22 protein-coding genes are annotated in these 19,792 nt (G+C 40.1%); 11 read left to right on the top strand and 11 right to left on the bottom strand.

Annotated elements, in window-relative coordinates; genetic code table 11:
* Nucleotides 1-249 precede the first annotated feature (249 nt).
* Nucleotides 250-627, top strand: a complete 378-nt coding sequence (locus ESY88_RS05825) for a Na(+)-translocating NADH-quinone reductase subunit F (RefSeq protein WP_147085690.1) — start codon at nucleotides 250-252, stop codon at nucleotides 625-627.
* 13 nt (nucleotides 628-640) lie between these two features.
* Nucleotides 641-1,612: an FAD:protein FMN transferase gene (locus ESY88_RS05820; RefSeq protein WP_147085689.1), complete on the top strand. Its 972-nt coding sequence runs from the start codon at nucleotides 641-643 to the stop codon at nucleotides 1,610-1,612.
* 60 nt (nucleotides 1,613-1,672) lie between these two features.
* Here ESY88_RS05820 and ESY88_RS05815 read toward each other — a convergent pair whose 3' ends face one another.
* The 4 genes from ESY88_RS05815 to map all read right to left on the bottom strand — a co-directional run bounded on the left by ESY88_RS05815 (nucleotide 1,673) and on the right by map (nucleotide 4,127).
* Nucleotides 1,673-2,041, bottom strand: a complete 369-nt coding sequence (locus tag ESY88_RS05815; protein ID WP_147085688.1) for a DUF423 domain-containing protein — start codon at nucleotides 2,039-2,041, stop codon at nucleotides 1,673-1,675.
* 19 nt (nucleotides 2,042-2,060) lie between these two features.
* Nucleotides 2,061-2,846, bottom strand: coding sequence for a class I SAM-dependent methyltransferase (locus tag ESY88_RS05810; protein ID WP_147085687.1), 786 nt, complete (start codon nucleotides 2,844-2,846; stop codon nucleotides 2,061-2,063).
* A gap of 27 nt (nucleotides 2,847-2,873) precedes the next feature.
* Complete coding sequence (locus ESY88_RS05805; protein ID WP_147085686.1) at nucleotides 2,874-3,248, bottom strand: GxxExxY protein; 375 nt, start codon at nucleotides 3,246-3,248, stop codon at nucleotides 2,874-2,876.
* Nucleotides 3,249-3,323: 75 nt separating this feature from the next.
* The gene (gene map / locus ESY88_RS05800) at nucleotides 3,324-4,127 is read right to left on the bottom strand and encodes a type I methionyl aminopeptidase (RefSeq protein WP_147085685.1); all 804 of its coding nucleotides are present in this window, start codon (nucleotides 4,125-4,127) and stop codon (nucleotides 3,324-3,326) included.
* Nucleotides 4,128-4,251: 124 nt separating this feature from the next.
* Here map and ESY88_RS05795 point away from each other — a divergent pair, with 124 nt between their 5' ends.
* Nucleotides 4,252-5,529: an acetyl-CoA hydrolase/transferase family protein gene (locus tag ESY88_RS05795; protein ID WP_147085684.1), complete on the top strand. Its 1,278-nt coding sequence runs from the start codon at nucleotides 4,252-4,254 to the stop codon at nucleotides 5,527-5,529.
* A gap of 1 nt (nucleotide 5,530) precedes the next feature.
* Here the strand turns inward: ESY88_RS05795 and ESY88_RS05790 are convergent, their stop codons facing one another.
* Both ESY88_RS05790 and gpmI read right to left on the bottom strand, forming a co-directional pair.
* Complete coding sequence (locus tag ESY88_RS05790; RefSeq protein ID WP_147085683.1) at nucleotides 5,531-5,944, bottom strand: BT0820 family HAD-type phosphatase; 414 nt, start codon at nucleotides 5,942-5,944, stop codon at nucleotides 5,531-5,533.
* A gap of 63 nt (nucleotides 5,945-6,007) precedes the next feature.
* A complete protein-coding gene (gpmI, locus tag ESY88_RS05785; protein ID WP_147085682.1) occupies nucleotides 6,008-7,525 on the bottom strand; it encodes a 2,3-bisphosphoglycerate-independent phosphoglycerate mutase in 1,518 nt (505 codons plus the stop codon).
* Between the two features lie 263 nt (nucleotides 7,526-7,788).
* Between gpmI and ESY88_RS05780 the strand changes: the two genes are divergently transcribed.
* Nucleotides 7,789-8,172 carry an ankyrin repeat domain-containing protein gene (locus tag ESY88_RS05780; protein WP_147085681.1) on the top strand — a complete coding sequence of 128 codons (384 nt, stop codon included), beginning with the start codon at nucleotides 7,789-7,791 and terminating at the stop codon, nucleotides 8,170-8,172.
* 229 nt (nucleotides 8,173-8,401) lie between these two features.
* Here ESY88_RS05780 and ESY88_RS05775 read toward each other — a convergent pair whose 3' ends face one another.
* Nucleotides 8,402-9,133, bottom strand: coding sequence for a M15 family metallopeptidase (locus tag ESY88_RS05775; RefSeq protein WP_147085680.1), 732 nt, complete (start codon nucleotides 9,131-9,133; stop codon nucleotides 8,402-8,404).
* Nucleotides 9,134-9,404: 271 nt separating this feature from the next.
* The gene (locus ESY88_RS05770; RefSeq protein WP_147085679.1) at nucleotides 9,405-9,866 is read right to left on the bottom strand and encodes a GNAT family N-acetyltransferase; all 462 of its coding nucleotides are present in this window, start codon (nucleotides 9,864-9,866) and stop codon (nucleotides 9,405-9,407) included.
* Between the two features lie 68 nt (nucleotides 9,867-9,934).
* On the opposite strand from ESY88_RS05770, the gene ESY88_RS05765 reads away from it, so the two are divergent.
* A complete protein-coding gene (locus ESY88_RS05765) occupies nucleotides 9,935-10,360 on the top strand; it encodes a GNAT family N-acetyltransferase (RefSeq protein ID WP_147085678.1) in 426 nt (141 codons plus the stop codon).
* A 53-nt stretch (nucleotides 10,361-10,413) separates the two neighbouring features.
* On the opposite strand, the gene pepE is transcribed toward ESY88_RS05765, so the two are convergent.
* Nucleotides 10,414-11,121 (bottom strand): dipeptidase PepE, encoded by a 708-nt coding sequence (gene pepE / locus ESY88_RS05760; protein WP_147085677.1) that lies wholly within the window; start codon nucleotides 11,119-11,121, stop codon nucleotides 10,414-10,416.
* Nucleotides 11,122-11,242: 121 nt separating this feature from the next.
* On the opposite strand from pepE, the gene ESY88_RS05755 reads away from it, so the two are divergent.
* From ESY88_RS05755 to ESY88_RS05730, 6 genes are all read left to right on the top strand, one after another.
* The gene (locus ESY88_RS05755; protein ID WP_147085676.1) at nucleotides 11,243-12,055 is read left to right on the top strand and encodes a carboxypeptidase-like regulatory domain-containing protein; all 813 of its coding nucleotides are present in this window, start codon (nucleotides 11,243-11,245) and stop codon (nucleotides 12,053-12,055) included.
* A complete protein-coding gene (locus tag ESY88_RS05750) occupies nucleotides 12,042-12,809 on the top strand; it encodes a peptidase associated/transthyretin-like domain-containing protein (protein ID WP_147085675.1) in 768 nt (255 codons plus the stop codon). The genes ESY88_RS05755 and ESY88_RS05750 overlap by 14 nt, the downstream gene beginning before the upstream one ends.
* Complete coding sequence (locus tag ESY88_RS05745; RefSeq protein ID WP_147085674.1) at nucleotides 12,796-13,605, top strand: carboxypeptidase-like regulatory domain-containing protein; 810 nt, start codon at nucleotides 12,796-12,798, stop codon at nucleotides 13,603-13,605. The genes ESY88_RS05750 and ESY88_RS05745 overlap by 14 nt, the downstream gene beginning before the upstream one ends.
* A gap of 139 nt (nucleotides 13,606-13,744) precedes the next feature.
* Nucleotides 13,745-14,245 (top strand): DUF6702 family protein, encoded by a 501-nt coding sequence (locus ESY88_RS05740; protein ID WP_147085673.1) that lies wholly within the window; start codon nucleotides 13,745-13,747, stop codon nucleotides 14,243-14,245.
* 23 nt (nucleotides 14,246-14,268) lie between these two features.
* On the top strand, nucleotides 14,269-16,575 hold the full coding sequence (locus ESY88_RS05735; protein ID WP_147085672.1) for a M1 family metallopeptidase: 2,307 nt from the start codon (nucleotides 14,269-14,271) through the stop codon (nucleotides 16,573-16,575).
* Between the two features lie 538 nt (nucleotides 16,576-17,113).
* Nucleotides 17,114-17,404 carry a Sec-independent protein translocase subunit TatA/TatB gene (locus tag ESY88_RS05730; RefSeq protein WP_147085671.1) on the top strand — a complete coding sequence of 97 codons (291 nt, stop codon included), beginning with the start codon at nucleotides 17,114-17,116 and terminating at the stop codon, nucleotides 17,402-17,404.
* Between the two features lie 60 nt (nucleotides 17,405-17,464).
* On the opposite strand, the gene ESY88_RS05725 is transcribed toward ESY88_RS05730, so the two are convergent.
* Nucleotides 17,465-18,106 carry an O-methyltransferase gene (locus ESY88_RS05725; protein ID WP_147085670.1) on the bottom strand — a complete coding sequence of 214 codons (642 nt, stop codon included), beginning with the start codon at nucleotides 18,104-18,106 and terminating at the stop codon, nucleotides 17,465-17,467.
* A gap of 345 nt (nucleotides 18,107-18,451) precedes the next feature.
* Nucleotides 18,452-19,588, bottom strand: coding sequence for an amidohydrolase family protein (locus tag ESY88_RS05720; RefSeq protein WP_147085669.1), 1,137 nt, complete (start codon nucleotides 19,586-19,588; stop codon nucleotides 18,452-18,454).
* Nucleotides 19,589-19,792: the final 204 nt, after the last annotated feature.

Genomic DNA, 19,792 nt, shown 5'->3' with positions numbered 1-19,792 from the left:
ATTGCAATACTTTAGTGATTCGAAATAATCTAAAACGAGTGATTCGATACGTTTTCTTATGTTTGACTAATATAGTAGGACTTTCAGTCCTTTTTCAAAAACCTCTGTACTTTCAGTGCAGAGTGGTTTAGTTGAAGTATCATGCTTTGGACCATATCTCCAAAAAATAACCGAAGTTCTTAGGGGGATTTATACTTAAGTTTTTCATAATGCATAAGGGCTAAGCTAAACTTTTATTACTTTTGTAGCATGGGCAAAGCACTAACAAAACAAGAACTTCACAACCTTGCCATGAACCATGTGGGTAAGGATTTGGAGCAACGCGGGTTCGAGTTCATCGCCGTCAACAGTAAGTTGAAGAGGCATCCACAATTTGTGTGTATCGATAAAACCAGTCAGTACTTTTTCGTGATTGTAAAAGCCGTGCTATTACCGGCAAACCCTAACAATTATGACCTGATCTGGATGGAAACGTTCAAAAAGCACGCTTTTGAAAAGGATGCGAAAGTACTCTACGCCGGCGTGGGGATTGGGAATCCTAGCGGTGAACATTTGCCAGTGTATTTAAACGAAGAATATCTTATTGAGTATAACGGCATTCAAGTTATAGAACCCAATCTCAATTAAAGCCTCAATTTTTATGAAACATTTACCTTATTTAGTAGTCATTTTTTTATGCTTCGCTTGCAACAACGAACCCGAAAACACCAAGCTGTCTGGACCTGTTTTTGGGACTTCCTATAATGTGATTTACGATTCTACCGAAGGGTATACGAAGCAGTTTGATAGCCTGTTTACAATCATTAACCAATCCATGTCCACTTACATTCCAGATTCCGATATCTCAAAAATCAATCGCAACGAGGATGCATTTGTAGATTCACATTTTATAAAGGTCTTTGAAGCTTCAAAAGAAATATATCAAAAAACCAATGGCGTTTTCGATCCAACCATTGGTGCAGTAGTTAATGCGTGGAATTTTGGTCCCGAAGGCCGCATCCAAGATCTTGACAGTTTAAAGATTGATAGCCTTATGCTCTCAGTGGGTCTGGATCGTGTGTCGCTAAACGGTAATAAAATAATTAAACCGAAAGCGACTTTTATCGATTTCAATGCAATTGCTAAAGGCTATGGTGTTGATGTGATTGCCGATTTTTTAGAATCACAAAATATCGAGAACTATCTCGTTGAAATTGGAGGTGAAATACGCTGTCGCGGAATCAATACTGAAAAGCAACAAGCTTGGCGAGTAGGATTGGACCAACCGCGTTTTGACGGAGAAAATTCGGTTTATAAAGCCATCAACTTAAAGGATCAAGCCATGGCAACTTCAGGTACCTATAGGAAATTCAAGACGGACGCTCAAGGAAAACGTTATGCTCACATCATCAATACCAAAACAGGTTATCCTTCAAAAACAAATATTTTAAGTGTGTCTGTAATCGCTGAAAACTGCATGGTAGCAGATGCCTATGCCACTGCTTTTCAGGCGATGGAGGTTGGAGCCATAAGCTCATTTTTAGAATACCATCCAGAAATGAAGGCGTTTCTAATCATTGAAAATGAAAGTAACGAATTAGAAAACGTGAGTTTGAATGGGTTTCCTGAATAAACCTTAAAAGTTTCACGTCTAAACTTCCCTTATGGGCAGTAGTCTATAATTCATCTGCGCTTAAAAAGCATTAATTAATACCAGTAACCAGCCAATAACTAATAACATGCCGCCAATTGGCGTGATTGGACCTAAAAACCGAAGTTTTTTTCCTTTGGCACTAGATAGGACCAGCCCGTAAATACTAAATGAGAATAATAGTATCCCTATGGTGAAGCACCAATAGATTGCAGCGCTTATGCCATTGTGATTGAAGCCTAAAACCAGCAATACAATGGCATGATACATTTGGTATTTAACACCAACTTCAAAACTGTGTAGCTGTTCATTAGATAAAATGTTCTTCAAGGCATGAGCCCCAAAAGCACCAAATATTACGGATAGCATGCCAAAAAAGGCAGCAGTGGCAATTATTATTTGTTGTGTCATTGATGTAAGCGCTATTTAGTTATTTATAAACCACAGGAATAATCTCGCCTTTCGCCAAGCAGTATTTTGCTATTTCTGCTTCGGAAAGGCTAGCAGTAAAATCGACTTCATCCACTTTAAAACCAACTTTTCTTAATTTATCAAAATAATCGCGTCCGTAAACCCTTACGTGATCATATTGGCCGAAGATTCTGGCGCGTTCCTTTTCATCGGTAATGGAGTCGTCCTCAAAAGTGACTTCTCGATTAAGATCCTGCGGAATCTGAAAAATTCCAAACCCACCAGGTTTCATCACGCGGTACAATTCTTCCATGGCCTTCGTGTCGTCTGGGATGTGCTCCAAAACGTGATTGCAAAAAATCAGGTCGTAACTATTATCTTTAAATGGGAGGTCACAAATATCGGCTTTCACATCGGCAATGGGCGAAAGTAAGTCGGTTGTGGTATAATCGATATGCTTCAGTTGTCTAAAGCGTTTCAAAAAGCATTGTTCCGGCGCAAAATGCAGGACTTCTTTCTTTGGCTCTGTGCTGCTTTCCGAAGTAAAAAAATTGGTTTCTCTTTTAAGGTACAACCATAACAACCGGTGCCGCTCCAAGCTCAAAGTAGAAGGGGAGAGTACATTGTTGCGCTGGTTTCCGTAGCCATAAGGCAAAAATGTTTTGAAGCTTTTGCCATCTATGGGATCGGTAAATGTGTCTCCTGTCAAAGCTAACGCCAAAACAGGGCGCGCTACATAGCTCAACCTAATGAGGATGGGTCTGGGGATGGTGTTGAGGATGTATTTAAAAAGTTGTTTAGACACGAATTTCACGAATTTTCACCAACCATATTAAAGAATGATGCGTTTATATTTGAGACTATCTTCTCCAAAATTAATTAAAAGTCCTAATTTTAATTTTGAAGCAGCCAGATAATTTAGCGTTTGTTTAATATGGGAATCGGTAAGAGAACTGATCGCTTTGATTTCTAAAACAACTGAATCGTTAATGATAAAGTCAGCTTTGTAATAATGAGGTAAGATATTTCCTTTATAATTTATAGTGTATTTTATTTCTCTAGCATAAATCATTTCATTCTGGACGAATTCGATTTCCAATGCATCTGCATAAACTGCCTCGTTAAAACCGCGTCCTAATTGATTGTGAACCTCCATGCATATTCCAATAATTTTATAGACATCTTCTTTGTAAATTAGATTTGGCATGACGGTCCATTTAAAAAATTGATATAGCTATAAAAATTGAAAATAAAATACACAAATTAGTGAAAATTGGTGGAATTAGTGTCTAAACTCATCCTCTTCCAAAGAACTAATCCCCAAGGCCTCATGCACATAACCAAATGTGGATAAAATTTCGGGTTTCCCATCAATAATTGCCACATCATGCTCAAAGTGCACACTTGGTTTCCCGTCCAGTGTAACAATGGTCCAACCATCACTAAGCTGTTTTACCTTATGGGTTCCCAAATTGATCATGGGTTCAATGGCGACTACCATGCCTTCAATAAATTTTTTGCCTCGACCTCGACGCCCGTAATTTGGCATTTCTGGATCTTCATGCATTTTTCTGCCCAAACCATGGCCTACAAGCTCTCTTACTACGCCATAGCCTTCCGCCTCACAATGGTTTTGAATGGCAAATCCCACATCACCCACGCGATTGCCCAACTTGAGCGCGCGAATACCCATGTAGAGGGATTCTTTTGTGGTTTGTATTAGTTTTTTGGTTTCGGGAGCAACCTCGCCAATTTCAAAAGTATAGGCATGATCACCATAAAAGTCGTTAAGGATAGCACCGCAATCAATGGAGACAATGTCGCCTTCCTTCAAAGGTACATTTGTGGGTAAACCATGCACTACGGCTTCATTGATACTGCATAATAGGGTTGACGGACAATCATACAAGCCCAAAAATCCTGGGATGGCACCTTGGGCTCTTATAAAATCCTCGGCTAGCGTATCCAGTTTTTTCGTGGTCATGCCAACCTTGACTTCTTTTGCCAACATACCCAAGGTTTTGGAAACCACTAGGGCGCTTTGGCGCATCAATTCTATTTCTTCTCTTGTTTTTGCTATGATCATAATCTCAAAAATATGTGCAAAGGTAAGTATTTAAAAAGGTTTGTTAAACTATTATAAAGCCTGATTGTTCTCAGGTTCTAAACCAAATAAACCTTATATTTTTGTGGCAAACTGATTGAAAATTATGAAGAAATATAATCCAATATCGGCTGAAGAAGCCGTCAAAAAAATTAAATCCAAAGACAGAGTTTATATACAGGCAGCAGCAGCTGCACCTCAAGTCTTAATTAACGCAATGTCGGCAAGGCATGAAGAATTAAGAGATGTTGAAGTGTGCCATCTCCATACTGAAGGTGAGGCGCCTTACGCCAATCCTGATTTGAGAGATAGTTTTCACGTCAATTCCTTCTTTATAGGAAAAAACATACGGCATACCCTCAAAGCAGGCAATGGCTCATATACTCCGGTATTCTTGAGCGAATTGCCATTGTTGTTCAAACGCAACATCATAGATTTGGACGTCGCATTGATTCATGTGTCGGTACCAGACCGTCATGGGTATTGTTCTTTGGGCGTCTCAGTTGAAGCCACTTTGGCTGCGATAGACAATGCTCCTTACGTGATTGCCCAAGTTAATAAACACATGCCAAGAACCCATGGTGCAGGCATCATCCACGTATCAGAAATTGATGCTTTTGTAGAAAGTGATGAACATTTACCAGAGCATTTGATGGCAAAACCATCTGCTATTGAAAACAAAATTGGTGATCATGTCGCAAATTTGATTGAAGACCGAAGCACCTTGCAAATGGGCATTGGTAGTATACCCAATGCGGTATTGACGCGTTTGACCAACCATAAGGATTTAGGGCTGCATACCGAAATGTTTTCTGATGGCGTGATTGATCTCATTCAAAACAATGTCATCAATGGCAACTATAAGGAAGTCAATCGCGGTCGTGCCTTGTCAACATTCTTGATTGGGTCGCAACGTTTGTATGACTATGTAGATGATAATCCGTTTGTAGAAATGCGGGCTTCCAATTACACTAATAATGTTGCTGTTATAAAGCAAAACCCGAGGATGGTCGCCATCAACTCAGCCATTGAGGTGGATGTTACTGGTCAAGTTTGTGCAGATTCTATTGGCCCACACATGTATTCTGGTGTTGGTGGTCAAATGGATTTTATGCGTGCTGCCTCATTGAGTGACGGCGGAAAGGCCATAATTGCATTGCCATCCACAACGAAAAAAGGCATTAGCAGAATTGTGCCATCTTTAAATCCAGGTGCAGGAGTGGTAACCACTAGGGCACACGTGCATTATGTGGTCACGGAATATGGCGTTGCCAATCTCTACGGAAAAACCATCAAGCAACGTGTGAAATCCTTGGTAGACATTGCGCATCCCGATCATCAAGAACGTATTGATAAAGACTATTTTGAATTGATCATGCGCTAATTTATTTCCTGAAGAAAGAAAACAGCCCTTTTTTCGGTTTTACTGAAGAGAGGTCTGGTTCTTCCTTAGTAATGAGTTGATAGATTTCTCCCCAACCTAAGACACCGCCAATGTTTCGGTCGTCAATAAATAAATCGGCATTGATTTTTCTGCTGATGTTGCCATCATAAACCTCTTCAGGGAAACTGTGATTCACTGCGTAAAAGTTGATGCCATTATCCTTGCAAAACTGCACTGCTTCTTCTAGGCGGTCGCCACTTCTATAGGTCCACAAAATAAGACGATGTCCATCTTTTTGTAAGCGCTTTAAAGTTTCAAAGGCAAAAATACGGGGTTTCCCTATCCGCGGATAAGCATCATCCACAATGGTCCCATCAAAATCGACCGCAATAACTAGTTTTTCCAAAAAATTCATACTGACTCTAGCTGCTTATGACTTGGCAAAATTAAGATATTTATTCAATTTTTTCCGAAGCAATTAAACCAAAGCTGCTTGGGTCATCACTTTGGGTTGTTCCACGCCCATGAGTTTAAGAATGGTAGGAGCGATATCGCCTAAAACACCATCCTTGATTGCGGTTTTATCATTATCAATCAAAATAACAGGAACAGGGTTCGTGGTATGCGCCGTATTTGGTGATCCGTCGGGATTGATCATGGTCTCACAGTTGCCATGATCGGCAATGAGTATGGTGGCGTAATCATTTTGCAAGGCTGTTTCAATGACTCGCTTTACACAAGTATCAACCGCTTCGCAGGCCTTTATGGCAGCTTCCATAACGCCTGTATGGCCAACCATATCGCCATTGGCAAAATTAAGACATACAAAATCCACCTCGCCTTTTTCAAGTTCTGGCACCAAGGCATCGGTAAGCTCAAAAGCACTCATCTCGGGTTTGAGATCATAAGTGGCCACTTTTGGGGAGTCTCTTAATATTCGGGTTTCACCTTTGAAAGGCGTTTCTTGCCCGCCCGAAAAGAAAAATGTTACGTGGGGGTATTTCTCGGTTTCTGCAATACGGATTTGCTTTTTCTCATTTTTTTCCAAGACCGCTCCCAAGGTTTCAGAAAGATTATCCTTGGTATACACAACCTTGGTTCCTGTAAACGAAGCATCATAATTAGTCATGGTTACATAGTAGAGATCTAATTTATGCATGTTTTGCTCGCGAAAATCCATTTGCGATAAGGCACTGGTCAACTCGCGACCACGATCTGTCCTGAAATTGAAAAAGATGACCACGTCTCCATTCTTGATTGAAGTCACTGGATCGTCATCTGCATTGGTCATGATTATGGGTTCTATAAATTCGTCGGTAATATCATGATCATAACTATTTTCCAAACTTTGGGTAGCGTTACCACTGTGTTTGCCCACTCCATTTACCAAGGCGTCATAGGCGACCTTAATGCGTTCCCAACGATTATCACGATCCATTGCGTAGTAGCGTCCAGTAACTGTTGCCAATTGGGTATTTGTATTTTTGATGTGTTCTTGAAGTGAAGTGACAAAGCCAAAGCCCGATTTGGGATCTACATCCCGGCCATCGGTAAAGGCATGAACGTAAGAATGGTCTATTCCAAAGTCATTTGCAGCATCAATGAGTCCAAATAAGTGTTCAATGTGTGAATGCACACCGCCATCACTCAATAAGCCTAAAAAGTGAACATCTTTAGAGTTGTTTTTGGCATATGTAAACGCATCTACCAAAATTTGTTCATCTTTCAACGTATTGTTTTTCACTGCCAAATTGATTTTGACCAAATCCTGATAAACGATGCGACCAGCGCCTAAATTCATGTGGCCCACTTCGCTATTGCCCATTTGGCCTTCTGGGAGACCTACGTTTAAACCATCGGTTCTTAAAGTGGCATGCGAATATTTAGTGTAAAGGGAATCTATAAAAGGCGTGTTTGCATTATCTATTGCTGAAACTTTTGGGTCTGGTGATAATCCCCAACCATCTAGAATCATTAAAATGACTTTCTTGTTCATCAGTTTTTGTTTTGAATCCCAAATATAAAAAGTTTCTAAGGGGATCACTAATTTTCAAGCTCACAAAATAGCAGTCTTAAACCAATTAGCGCCCTTTTTAGCGATTTGATTTTGGCGCACGTTAATTTACGATGCAGGTTTAAGCAATTTGTTAGCAACTGTTTAAAATACTGTCATTGATTGGCTTTGACTGTAACGCTTTCGAAATTTGATCGTCTTTTTAATAGAATCACAATCAATTAAACCTTTTAAATGTATTCATCATGAAAAAAACAGCAGTAATTATCGCAATCGCATTAGGGTGCTCAATCAACGCCCTCAATGCAACAAATGAAATCGCTACGATTTCCACCAAGGAAGTTGTAGTAAATCAAACAATTAGTCCGTTTTGCCTTTCCATATTGAAAGGCGACTACGAGACCGCCAAAAAGCTAATTGATTTAGGCGCAGATATCAACGCAAAATCTTTGGGTTTAACGCCGGCAATGTATGCAGCGAAGTTTAACCGAACTGATATTCTAAAGTTGCTGGTCGAAAAAGGCGCCAAGCTCAAAGTCAAATCTGATAAGGGCATGACTGCAGAAAAATACGCCGAATTATCAAATGCAACCGATGCCTTATCGTATTTACGACAATTGGAATCTTAAACTTTGTTTGATATTTTAGATTAATTAGAATGAGTTAGCCACAAAAGCGCCTTGAGAAATCAGGGCGTTTTTAGTTCCAATAGCCTCAACATGCGAGCTTTTTTTTGGTTTTAGATATCTAAATTTAGGCTTAGATAATATATTTGGAGTTTGGAGTATGGGATTTGAGATTTGGGAATTCGTTTCTTGGAATTTCACAAACTGGACGATCGGCCTTGAGGACTTGTCTTTAGAGGAGATCAGGATTGATGTCCAGCATATGTTCTTTTAAATAGGCATTGATGAATGCTTCTGAAAAATAATCATGACCCATGAGTTGTTCCTTGCTAATGATGGTTTTAAGATCGAAGGTTTTATAGGTTTGGAGGTAGCCTTGCGAGAGTGCTCTATAGCTATAATGCCATGGCTCATATTTAAAGCCTTTTCGGGACGGCTCTTTGGTATAGACCAGGAAAAACCCGAATGATTTGGCATGGGTTTCCATCCATAGTTTTAGTTTTCGGTAGCACCCATTTTCCTCAAAATGTTGGGCTTGCAAAACTGAAGAAGGTTGTCTAACATGAGCATCGATAATGTCCAGATCTGTGCCCCAATGGTGTCTTGAAGTCCCAGGGATGGTGGAGTATTCAATAATTTTTGCAATGCCAGCCTCTGGCGAAAGACCTTGGTTTTGGTAGCGTTTGTACTTGCGTTCCCAAATGCGGTTTTGATGTTCGAAGCTTCGGTAGCTGGACACCACTTGGATTTTGATATCACTTTTTAAAGCTTCCGCAGCCATTTTTATAAAAGCCTCATTTGTCTCTTTTCGCAATTGGTAACCGGTCCCAAAAAGTTCTGGTTGACCTTTCCCAATAAGTTCTTCGTATGAGATTTCAGTATTGACAGCGAAGGATAGCTGCGGCATCAGCGCGATTCCTAAGCTGCCGAGTAATGATGCTTGAATGAATTTTTTTCTGTCCATGTTTTAGAATTCAAAATTCAAAATTCAAAGTTCAAAGTTCAAAGTTTGAAATGGGTAAGTTCAACAATCAACTTATTTTTCATTATGATTTAATCTTGCCTAATACCTAATACCTAATCCCCAATCCCTCATGCCTAAATGGTTTATTTGTGCAAAAAAAGGTGTTTAGCTGAAAAATTATTATTTGCAGACAACACACAACACACAACAGGTAACAGAAAACAGAGAACAGACAACACACAACACACAACAGGTAACAGACAACAAACAATTAAACGACCTTCGTCATCACATAATGCATCCCGACCTCTGGAATCTCAAAAGCAGTGCCAATAATGCTGTACCCATTCTTTGTGTAAAAACCCGCAGCGCTGACTCTGGCGTTGCACCAAATACGGGCTACCGATTTTAATGCCATCATTTGCTCCGTCTCTTTTAAAAGTAAATCGCCGAGCTTTTGGCCTTGAAAGTTTTCCAAAATGGCCATGCCTCTAAGTTGGTACTGTTTTACTTCGGAAAAACTTGCGTTTCCATTTTTGAAATAGGAGGCAACACCAATGAGTTTGCTGCCTTTCAAAAGTCCGTAATGAAATGTGGTTTCTAAATCATCATTGGAAAATACGCAAGATTCCATAGGTTTTCCTGCTCTCAAGACGGGGTGTCGCACTGCGTAAGTGTCTTTTGCCGAAATATCCTTTACGAAAAAAGTCTCATTTATAATTTTGCTATCCATGTATTTCCAGCGCTGATGAGCATTCAAACTTAAACAAAAAATTCTATCTTCACTCAAAAATTCTTCCGATGGACTTTCAGTTTAAAATTCTTGATGCTTCAGAAATCTTTCAAATCATTCCCATGATTCAAAAGCTTAGCAACGCGAAAAATTCCGAAGCCATTTTAAGAGAACGGTTTAGCGAAATGGTAAACCAGAATTACGAATGTGCTGTGATTTATCATCAAAAGCAGCTTGTTGGTATGTCTGGCCTTTGGTTTTCGACCAGACATTACGTTGGGAAAACGGTTGAATTGGATCACGTCTATATTGAAACGGATTATCGCAATCAAGGACTGGGAAAGCAATTCTTAGCTTGGATTTACGCCCACGTCAAAGCCAAAGGCTGCAATAGCGCAGAGTTGAATACCTACGTCCAAAATTATCCTTCACATAAATTGTATTACAATGAGGGGTTTGAGATTTTGGGGTATCACTTTTTGAAACATTTTTAAGGCTTAGTGTACTTTCGTTTCAGGCGCGATTCACATTTTTTTTTAGCTAATGGTTATTTTAAAATGTTGAGCTCGGTGTCTACCTTAACCTCATAAGCGGCCTTATGATATTCAAAAACACGAGCGTCTAAATTACCTTTTAGTACAATTGATTTGTCTTTGACCTCTAACCAACTGCCTTCCCGGAGCCCCACAACGGGTTGTGAGTTGAACTCATGAAACTCCTTGATGCGCGTTTCTCTGGTTTCGCCTATGTGTTTGCTGTTTAAATCGGGATCTTGATAATGCGGATTGATGTTAAAAGGCACAAAACCAAAGGTCTTAAAACTAGGCGGATATACGATTGGCATATCATTAGTGGTGTTCATTGTAAGGCCGCAAATATTGCTGCCTGCGCTGGTGCCTAAATACGGCGTTCCGTTTTTCACTTCGTTTTTAATGGGTTCCCAAAGTCCGTTTTTGTACAATTGGTTTACGAGCACAAAAGTGTTTCCGCCGCCTATGAAGATGGCTTTGGCTTGCTTTATGGCCTCTTTGGGATCCTCAAACTCGTGGATGCCTTTTACTGTTTTGTCAATGCTTTTAAATGGAACACTTACTTTTTCAGTATAGTCATCATATGAAATCCCGCCTGGTCTAGCGTAGGGAATGAATAAAATTTCAGGAGTGTCCTTAAAAAACAGCTTCAATTCGTCCAGAAGATATTCCAACGGGCCGCCGCCGTGAAGCGCAGAGGTACTGGCGATGATAATATTTTTCATTTGCCTTATTTTGTCGTAAATTTAGGTATATGATTGGCTTTTAACAAAAGTTTAAAAGCAAAAGGTTCAACTTTAAACTGGAATATCTTTTCTTTAACAATGCTAACTAAACGCCCTAACTATGAAACTCAAATTACTTTTATCCATTTTTCTAATGACTTCGATGGTCGCCATATCCCAAACTGTGGGACGTGTTCAGATTAACGGTAAAATTATCGTAGAAGATAGTGACGTCGAAGGTATTACCATTTTTAACACCTCGTCAAATAAAGGAGAAGCCACCGATGAAAACGGTAAATTCAAAATAAAGGCTAAACTGAATGACAATTTGGAGGTAAGGGCCTTGCAATACCAAAATTTTGATATCAAGATCACTCAGGCCATGATAGATTCTAGAAGAATTCGTGTGTTTTTGATTGAGGAAATCAATAAGCTCCCCGAGGTGCTGGTGCTCACATCCAGTTTATCAGGAAATTTAGGCACCGATGTTGAAAAAGTGAAAACCTTTAATCCTAAGCTCGACGCATTGTATTTTGGCATCAAGAAACAGGATGAATATGTGTTTTCTGATGATTACCGCTCTGAGGTTACAAACGAAGCGGTTCATTCTCAAGTGCCGCAAATGGTCAACGGTTTGAACATCGTTAATGTGGTGGACCAATTGCTACTGCCATTGTTTCGATCCAATGCAAAAGCGCAGGAAGGCGTTGAGATGCCACCAGTGCCTAATGCTGCTATAAAATATTATATGGGATCTAATTTTCTTGTCGATAATTTTGGCATTCCTGAGCATCGCGTTGAGGAATTTATTCAGTATGTGGAAGATGAAAATTTTGATTTCAATCTGCTTAATTATGGTAATGAAATGGCCTTTTTGGAAATCTTGAATAAAAAGAGCAAAACATTTCTAAACCAAGCAAGTGAAAAAAAATAGTCTCATTATGCTCTGCCTTGCTTTTCTTGGCACACTGGGAGCCAAGGCACAGCGCAAGACCATTGATGGGCAAATATTCGCCTCTGGTGAGGTGGTTGGTGTGAACATCATCAACAAAACTGCTGGTCGTTATGACATTAGCGATGACGAAGGCCGTTTTGAAATCGCTGCCCAAGTTGGTGATACGCTCATCATTTCAGCATTGCAATACATGATTAAAGAGATAGGGATTGACGCAGGCATTGTGCGTAGCAAGCAAGTGTTGGTTAATCTTGAAGATAATGTCACTGCACTTGACGAAGTGAGGGTAGGTAAGGTGTTGACTGGGAATCTGCTTTTAGACATTGGCAATAGCGAGGCAAAACGCGAACCTAATTTTTATGATTTAGGCATCCCTGGATATACAGGCCGGCGGAAGACCCAAAGCGAGCGTCGACTCAACGAAGCCACAACCGGTGGTGGGATAGTGCCTTTAAACCCGATCATCAATTGGATTACAGGTCGCACAAAACAGCTCAAAAACCGAGTCAAGATCGAGGATCAAGATCTCAGGATGAATCGCACCAGGTCCGAATTGGCCGAGGTGCTCTTTGAAATCGACAATTTGGCTGAGTTAAAACGCAATGAGTTTTTCTTTTTTGCTGCTGAAGATCCTAAGTTTCTGGAGTTAAGTAAACAAGATAATGATTTGGCTATGGTAGAGTATCTCACTGCTAAATTAAAAGAATTCAAAAGTAGGAATGAAGGTCAGTAAAGTCATAGCGATTTCATTTTTTGTGCTGAAGGTGTTGTTACTCGGTGCCCAATCTGTGGAATTACGCGGAAGGATCTCTGCAAATGCCGAACTCGAAGGCATTTATGTACTCAATATTACAGCACAAAAATTTACGGTTAGCAATAGCGACGGAAGCTTCAAGTTGCCAATTAGTTTGGGCGATGATATATTGGTAAGTAGTGTGCAATATGAGCCAGTGACCCTAAAGGTTGATCAACAAATGATGAATTCAAGGTTCTTGGAACTCGAATTAAAGGATCGAATCAATGCGCTGGATGAGGTCATTGTCGGTAAGATTTTGACTGGTAATTTAATATCCGACATTGAAAATAGCGACGCTGAGCGCGACATCAACTTTTATGATGTGGGCATTCCAGGATACACAGGCAAACGAAAAACCCAAACCGAGCGAAGACTCTACGAAGCAGATAACGGTGATTTTGTAGCCTTGTATGTCACACCTATTGGTCCTGGATTGGCCATAAACCTGCATAAAATCCTTAACCGAATTAGTGGTCGCACCAAGGAAATGAAAAACAGGGTGCGTGTAGAGGCCCAAGAGCTTTGTATGACACGTGTACAATCAGACTTTTCAGATATTCTGTTTGGAGAACATGACATCGAAGAAAGACTAAAATTTGAATTTTTTTTTTATGTTTCCGAAGATCCCAACTTCTTGGCGCTCTGTGATACTAACAATGGTATGGCCATGTTTGAGTTCTTGACTCAAAAATTGTTGGTATTTGCAAAAGACGATGAACTGGTCAAGAATTAGATTTCCCCCTATAACTTCGTCTTCATCTTCGTCTTCATCTTCTCCCGATAGCTATCGGGATCGTCTTCATTCCCGGAATTAACATTTTGTTGTTCTAAATTCCTTATAAAAATTGCTACATTTACGCATTCCATCAATTATGACGCAATTAAAAATCTTAGTATTGGCGCTCGTGCTCCCCTTGCTTTCCACAATGACAACTCATAAATATTACGTGAGCGTGACCCAGATGGAATATGTGAAGTCCAAAAAATCACTTCAAATCATCACCCGAATCGATGTATCAGATTTGCAGCTTACACTACGCGAACGTTACGATGACTCAATAACACTTACAGAAGCAGATGAAAAAGCTTCCGTCAATGACTACATTAAAAAATATTTGGCGGCCAAATTGGATATCAAAGTCAATACTAAAGAGCTTACAATCGATTTTGTTGGGAAAGAGTATGATAACGATCAAGTGGTCTGTTATTTGGAGATCCAAGATGTGGCTTCAGTAAAAACAATGGAGATTAGCAATACCGTGCTTTTCGATAAATTCCCCGATCAAAGAAACGTCCTCAAAATCAAGGTCAATGGCGAAAGATTCAATCTCGTATGCGCTGTACAGGACCAAACCCAATATTTAAACTTTTAAACCACTATAACAATTTGCAACACATGAAATTCTTCAAATACCTTAGCTTCTGCTTAGCATTTTTATCTTTAAATGCGATGGCTCAAGATCAAGATGCCGACACAGAAGCCCGAAAGCCCGGTCACACCAATCAAAACAAATTCAAGCAACTTTATGATGAGTTTGCTACGCCCAATATGTTTAGAACAGGATCTGGCGCCCCTGGACCTGGATATTATCAACAACAGGCAGATTATAAAATGGATGTGGAAATCAATGATGAGACGGCTGTGTTAACAGGAGAGGAAACCATTACCTATACCAATAATTCCCCAGACGAATTGAGCTACCTTTGGGTGCAATTGGACCAAAATGTACGTCAAAAGGATTCGCCTTCCAAAGATATCCAATCAAGCAGAATAACACCAGCAATGACCCCTTCAACATACGCTTCAAGTTATTTGGAGAAAGGTTTTGAAGGTGGCTTCAATATCGAAAAAGTGACCACTACCGATGGAAAGGCACTAGCACACATGATCAATCAAACCATGATGCGTGTGGAGTTGCCCAAACCAATGAAGACCGGTGATCAGTTTTCCTTCGATATCAAATGGTGGTATCAAATCAATGACCACGTTAAAGATGGTGGCCGCTCAGGCTTTGAGCTGTTTCCCGATGGTAATAGAAACTATGTCATCGCTCAGTTCTACCCTAGAATGGCAGTGTATAATGATGTGGAAGGTTGGCAGAATTCCCAATTTTGGGGACGTGATGAATTTGCATTGCCCTTCGGTAATTTTGAGGTAAACATTACTGTGCCAGCAGATCATTTGTTGGATGCCACAGGGGTGTTGACCAATAGGAGTGAAGTCTTTTCCAAAGACATGATGAAACGTTATGAAAAGGCGCAAAAATCCTTTGATAATCCGGTTGTGATTTCCACCCAGGCGGAAGCCGAGGTCAGAGAGAAAGGCCGTTCCACAAAGAAACAGACTTGGAAGCTTAAGGCTGAAAATGTTAGGGATTTTGGTTTTGCAACCTCCAGAAAATACATCTGGGATATGATGGCTGTTAAAATTGGTGATAGAGATATCATGGCAGTATCACTATATTCTAAAGAAGGAAATCCGTTGTGGGAAGAATGGTCTACAAGGGCAGTGGCAAGTACCCTCAAATCTTATTCGCGCATGACCTTCGAGTATCCTTATCACAAAGCGATTTCGGTACATGCTAAACGACAAGGGATGGAATACCCAATGATTTGCTGGAATTACGGCAGACCCGACGAAGACGGAAAATACGACGACCGTACCAAGTACGGGATGATAAGTGTGATCGTCCATGAGGTAGGCCACAACTTTTTCCCAATGATCGTAAATAGCGATGAGCGCCAATGGACGTGGATGGACGAGGGTCTAAACACTTTTTTGCAATATGTTGCAGAGCAGGATTTTGGCGAGAGTCATCCAACGGCTTTGTCTCCTGGAGATGTGACCTATCCATCGCGTCGTGGCCCAGCCAAGAACATTACTTATTATATGGGCGGCAACCAAGATTATATCGCACCAATCATGACCAAGGGTTTAAACACCTATCAATTTGGTAATAACGCTTATGGGAAGCCGGCAACAGCTTTAAATATTCTTCGCGAAACCGTTATGGGTCGCGAGTTGTTTGATTATGCGTTTAAAGAATATGCTCAACGGTGGATGTTCAAGCACCCAACGCCAGAGGATTTTTTCAGAACCATGGAAGATGCATCTGCCTTTGACCTGGATTGGTACTGGAGAGGCTGGTTCTATACTACCGATTGGGTAGATATAGGCATCAAGGATGTGAAAAAATATTATGTGAGCTCAGAGCCCAATCAATATGCAAGAAATTATGCAGCCAGTAGAAACATTGATCTCAGCGATATGGATCTGGTTTATATGGCAGAGGAAGGAGATGATGAATATGATGCTAAGCTCAAGGAAGGGTCTGCTGAAGAAAATTCGTCTACTCTGAAGGAATATATGATGGATAACTTCACGCCCGAAGAACGCAAAAACATCGAGCAACCTAAGTATTTCTATACGGTTACCTTTGAAAAACCAGGGGGATTGGTCATGCCAATCATCGTGGAATATACCTATGCAGATGGCAGCGCTAAAACCGAAACCTATCCTGCACAAATTTGGAGATTGAACGATAAGGAAGTGAGTAAGGAAATCGCCTCACAAAAGGAAATCATCTCCATCAAGATAGATCCTAAATTGGAAACTGCCGATATTGATACCGCAAACAACTCATGGCCAAAAGAGGTTGAGGAAAGCGATTTTGATAAGTTTAAAGATAAAGTGAAAGATTAATTTAAAGCATCTAATTTAAAAGAGCCCATTGAAAAATTGGCTCTTTTTTGATTAAACACTTTTTTAATCTGAAACTATAAACACTTATAAAACTTTGAACTTCTTGAAATCCAAAGAGGTTTTTTCCTCGTATGTTTTATGAATCGCACAGGTCTGAGCATATTGTAAAGCCTTTATATTATAAAAATTTAGGACGCGCTTTTCAGCCTTGATGTTGTTTGTTTTCATTGAGAATCTGCAGGAGCGAGTTCAAAATAAAAGATAAGGCGCTTTTCTAAACAATTGGGGAAGTATGATCTAATCGGCATGTTTTCTAGAGAATTGGACAATGTTTTTTGGTAAAAACCAGCATCGGCCGTCGTGTAATTTACAATGTGTTTGACATACGAAAATTGAAAGAGAAGCAGCTGTTATGGATAACCTGTTATTTCTATTTTCTAAGCACAAATTCAAATCAACAATAAAAATTTATGAATGGCTCCCTTAAATTTAAGATTATAAATGTCTTTATTAGGTGTCAACTAATTATATTTGTACCGTGATACAACTAGCAACATTCTTATTTATAGGTACTACGGAAGTGATCTTCATTCTCTTCATCTTAGTCATGGTCTTTGGTGCAGACAAAATACCTGAAATCGCCAAAGGGATGGGCAAAGGCATGCGAATGCTTAGAGACGCCTCGACAGACATTAAGTCTGAAATCACTAAAACGGCCAACAAACAAGGTATCAATACCGATGTCACCAAGGATATTCAAGGTGAGATCACTAAGGTCAAGGATGAGTTGGAAGGTTTTACGGGTTCTGTAAAGCGCCATAGTAAGTAAGCTTCACTTATAACAGTAGTCTTTTTTCTTCGGAAGGCTTTTTTTGCGTCAAATATCAATTTATAGTTTTCTGCTTATCGTCAATCCATCACGAATGGGCAAAATAACGGTTTCAATGCGCTCATCTTGTTTTAAGAGCTCATTGTAAGCCATGACGATTTTTGTTGAATCATCTTTCTCTGCAACCGGGGCAAGCACTTTCCCATGCCACAACACATTGTCTGAAAGGATCACGCCTCCCGGATTGAGCTTTTCAATAATCAAATGAAAATACTTGACGTAATTCGGTTTGTCCGCATCGATAAAGACCAAATCAAAACCCATATTCAATTCAGGAATAATATCTAAAGCATTTCCCAAATGCTGGTGGATTTGCGTGCCATATTCTGATACGTCAAAATACTTCCGCTGAAAATCGAATAATTCCTCATTCACATCTATGGTATGTATTGCACCATCTTTCTGTAAGCCTTCCGCCAAACAAAGTGTGGCATAGCCGGTAAAAGTACCCAGTTCCAATATGTGTTTTGGCTGAATCAACTTAGAAATCATGCTCAACACACGCCCTTGGTATGGCCCGCTCAACATGATGGGTTGCAAGACCTTTTGATAGGTTTCCCGAGTTAACTGCTGTAAAAGCTCGGGCTCTGGTTCAGAATGTGAGACGATGTAGTGGTCTAGTTTTTCGGGTAGGAAGTGCATTTGGTGGTTTTTGAAATTTTAAGTAAAATAAAAATTATAGATGACTCAAGTAATAGATTGTTCTTACATATTTAGGATGTAAGAACATTATAATGCTAATTGCATTTTCTAAGATTTTCATAGGCATTAGTCAACACTATAAGAGTTTTGCAGAAGTGGCCTATTCTCTAAATCCACTATTGAGATCCTGGCCATTTAGGCAGTGCTAGCGCATCAGTTCTTTACACAGCACTTTTTAAGTTGTAGATCCCTTTGTCTTTTTTGTGAGGGGTCAATCAAGCATGATAGAACTATCACTCAGCCTGTACCTTTCTCCTTGTAGTGATATAAAACCAATGAACTTGACTAAGATTTACTTAAAATTCGAGCAATTAGCTTGTCTTTCGCTGCTTGATCATCGCCGCACAACCATTGTATTACGTTATCCTCCCAAATGGCATCGCGCTGTTTTTCGTCAATAATGTCACGTTTCACGGCGAGGTCCAAGATTTTACCGGGGTAGGAAGATTGTTGGGTACTTTCCATTTCTCCTAATGGATATGGGTCGTCTAAGCCCATCAAAACTTGTTTTGAACCTTGGTTTTTGATGAGGAGCTCAAGTCCGCCAGTATCGTGAACTAAAGTATCAAAGAAAATATTTTTATGCCCAACCGCTTTTCTTGGGTGGTTCTTGCCTTCAAAAAGGTCAGGCCTGCCATCAAAACCCTGTATGCGTCGCCCGAGATTTATTTGGGCTAATTGTCCGCCATGGGCGAAGCAGGTGCGCATGTTCGGGAACTTGTCTTGATAGCCATTCAAAGTTAAAAAGTGATAGGCATCGGCACACTGTGCCAACATCCAAATCAAATGAAACCGCCAGGCTGTATTTTCTAATTTGATGAATTTTTCGCCGTCATAAGGATGGATCTCCACCGCGAGATTATATTTATTGGCGAGTTCAAAAATGGGTTCGTTCTCTTCATCAAAAATACAACGCCAGGTGCCAATGGTGTCCATATAGTGGGTTGGAAGGCAGAGTAGCCTTAATCCCAATTCTTCCACACAACGCTCAATTTCCCAACAGGCACCGCGAACAAAACCAGGATGCACGACAAAGCCACAGGTAAATTTACTGGGATTCTCTCGTTGAATCTTGGCATTATAATCATTTTGAAACCGCAAGGCCTGTTTCATTTCTTCCACGCGAAGTCCGTTGCCGTAAAGTTGAGAAAGGTTTAGAACGACCGCATGGTCGATTTTAAAACGCTCCATCCAAGACAATTTTTCATCTAAAAAGAAACTGGAATCGGTCACAGGGCGACTCCAATCTTTTTGCAGCATGAATTTTCGGTCCTTATCAACCCAAAAAATACCCTTGTCTTTCATGTACTGCGGGATTTCCTCAGGATAAGGCAATAAATGGGAGTGACCGTTGATTCTAAGTTTCCGTCGCGTGTTGTTAGGTGCTTCGGAAGTATTCGCATTTTTATCTGCAGTTGACATGGCTATAACAATTTATCTTGGTAGTCAAAGTTGGTTGGTGGTTGATTGGTATTCAGAATGGTGTCTAATAACATAAAAGCCTTCATCTTCATCTTCGTCTTCGTCTTCATCTTCATCTTCATCTTCGTCTTCGTCTTCATCTTCGTCTTCATCTTCATCTTCATCTTCGTCTTCGTCTTCATCTTCGTCTTCATCTTCATCTTG

Source organism: Subsaximicrobium wynnwilliamsii, assembly GCF_007997225.1.
Lineage (GTDB): Bacteria > Bacteroidota > Bacteroidia > Flavobacteriales > Flavobacteriaceae > Psychroserpens > Psychroserpens wynnwilliamsii.
The sequence above is the reverse complement of the archived record's forward strand: the minus strand, read 5'-3'. Positions and strand labels throughout refer to the sequence as shown.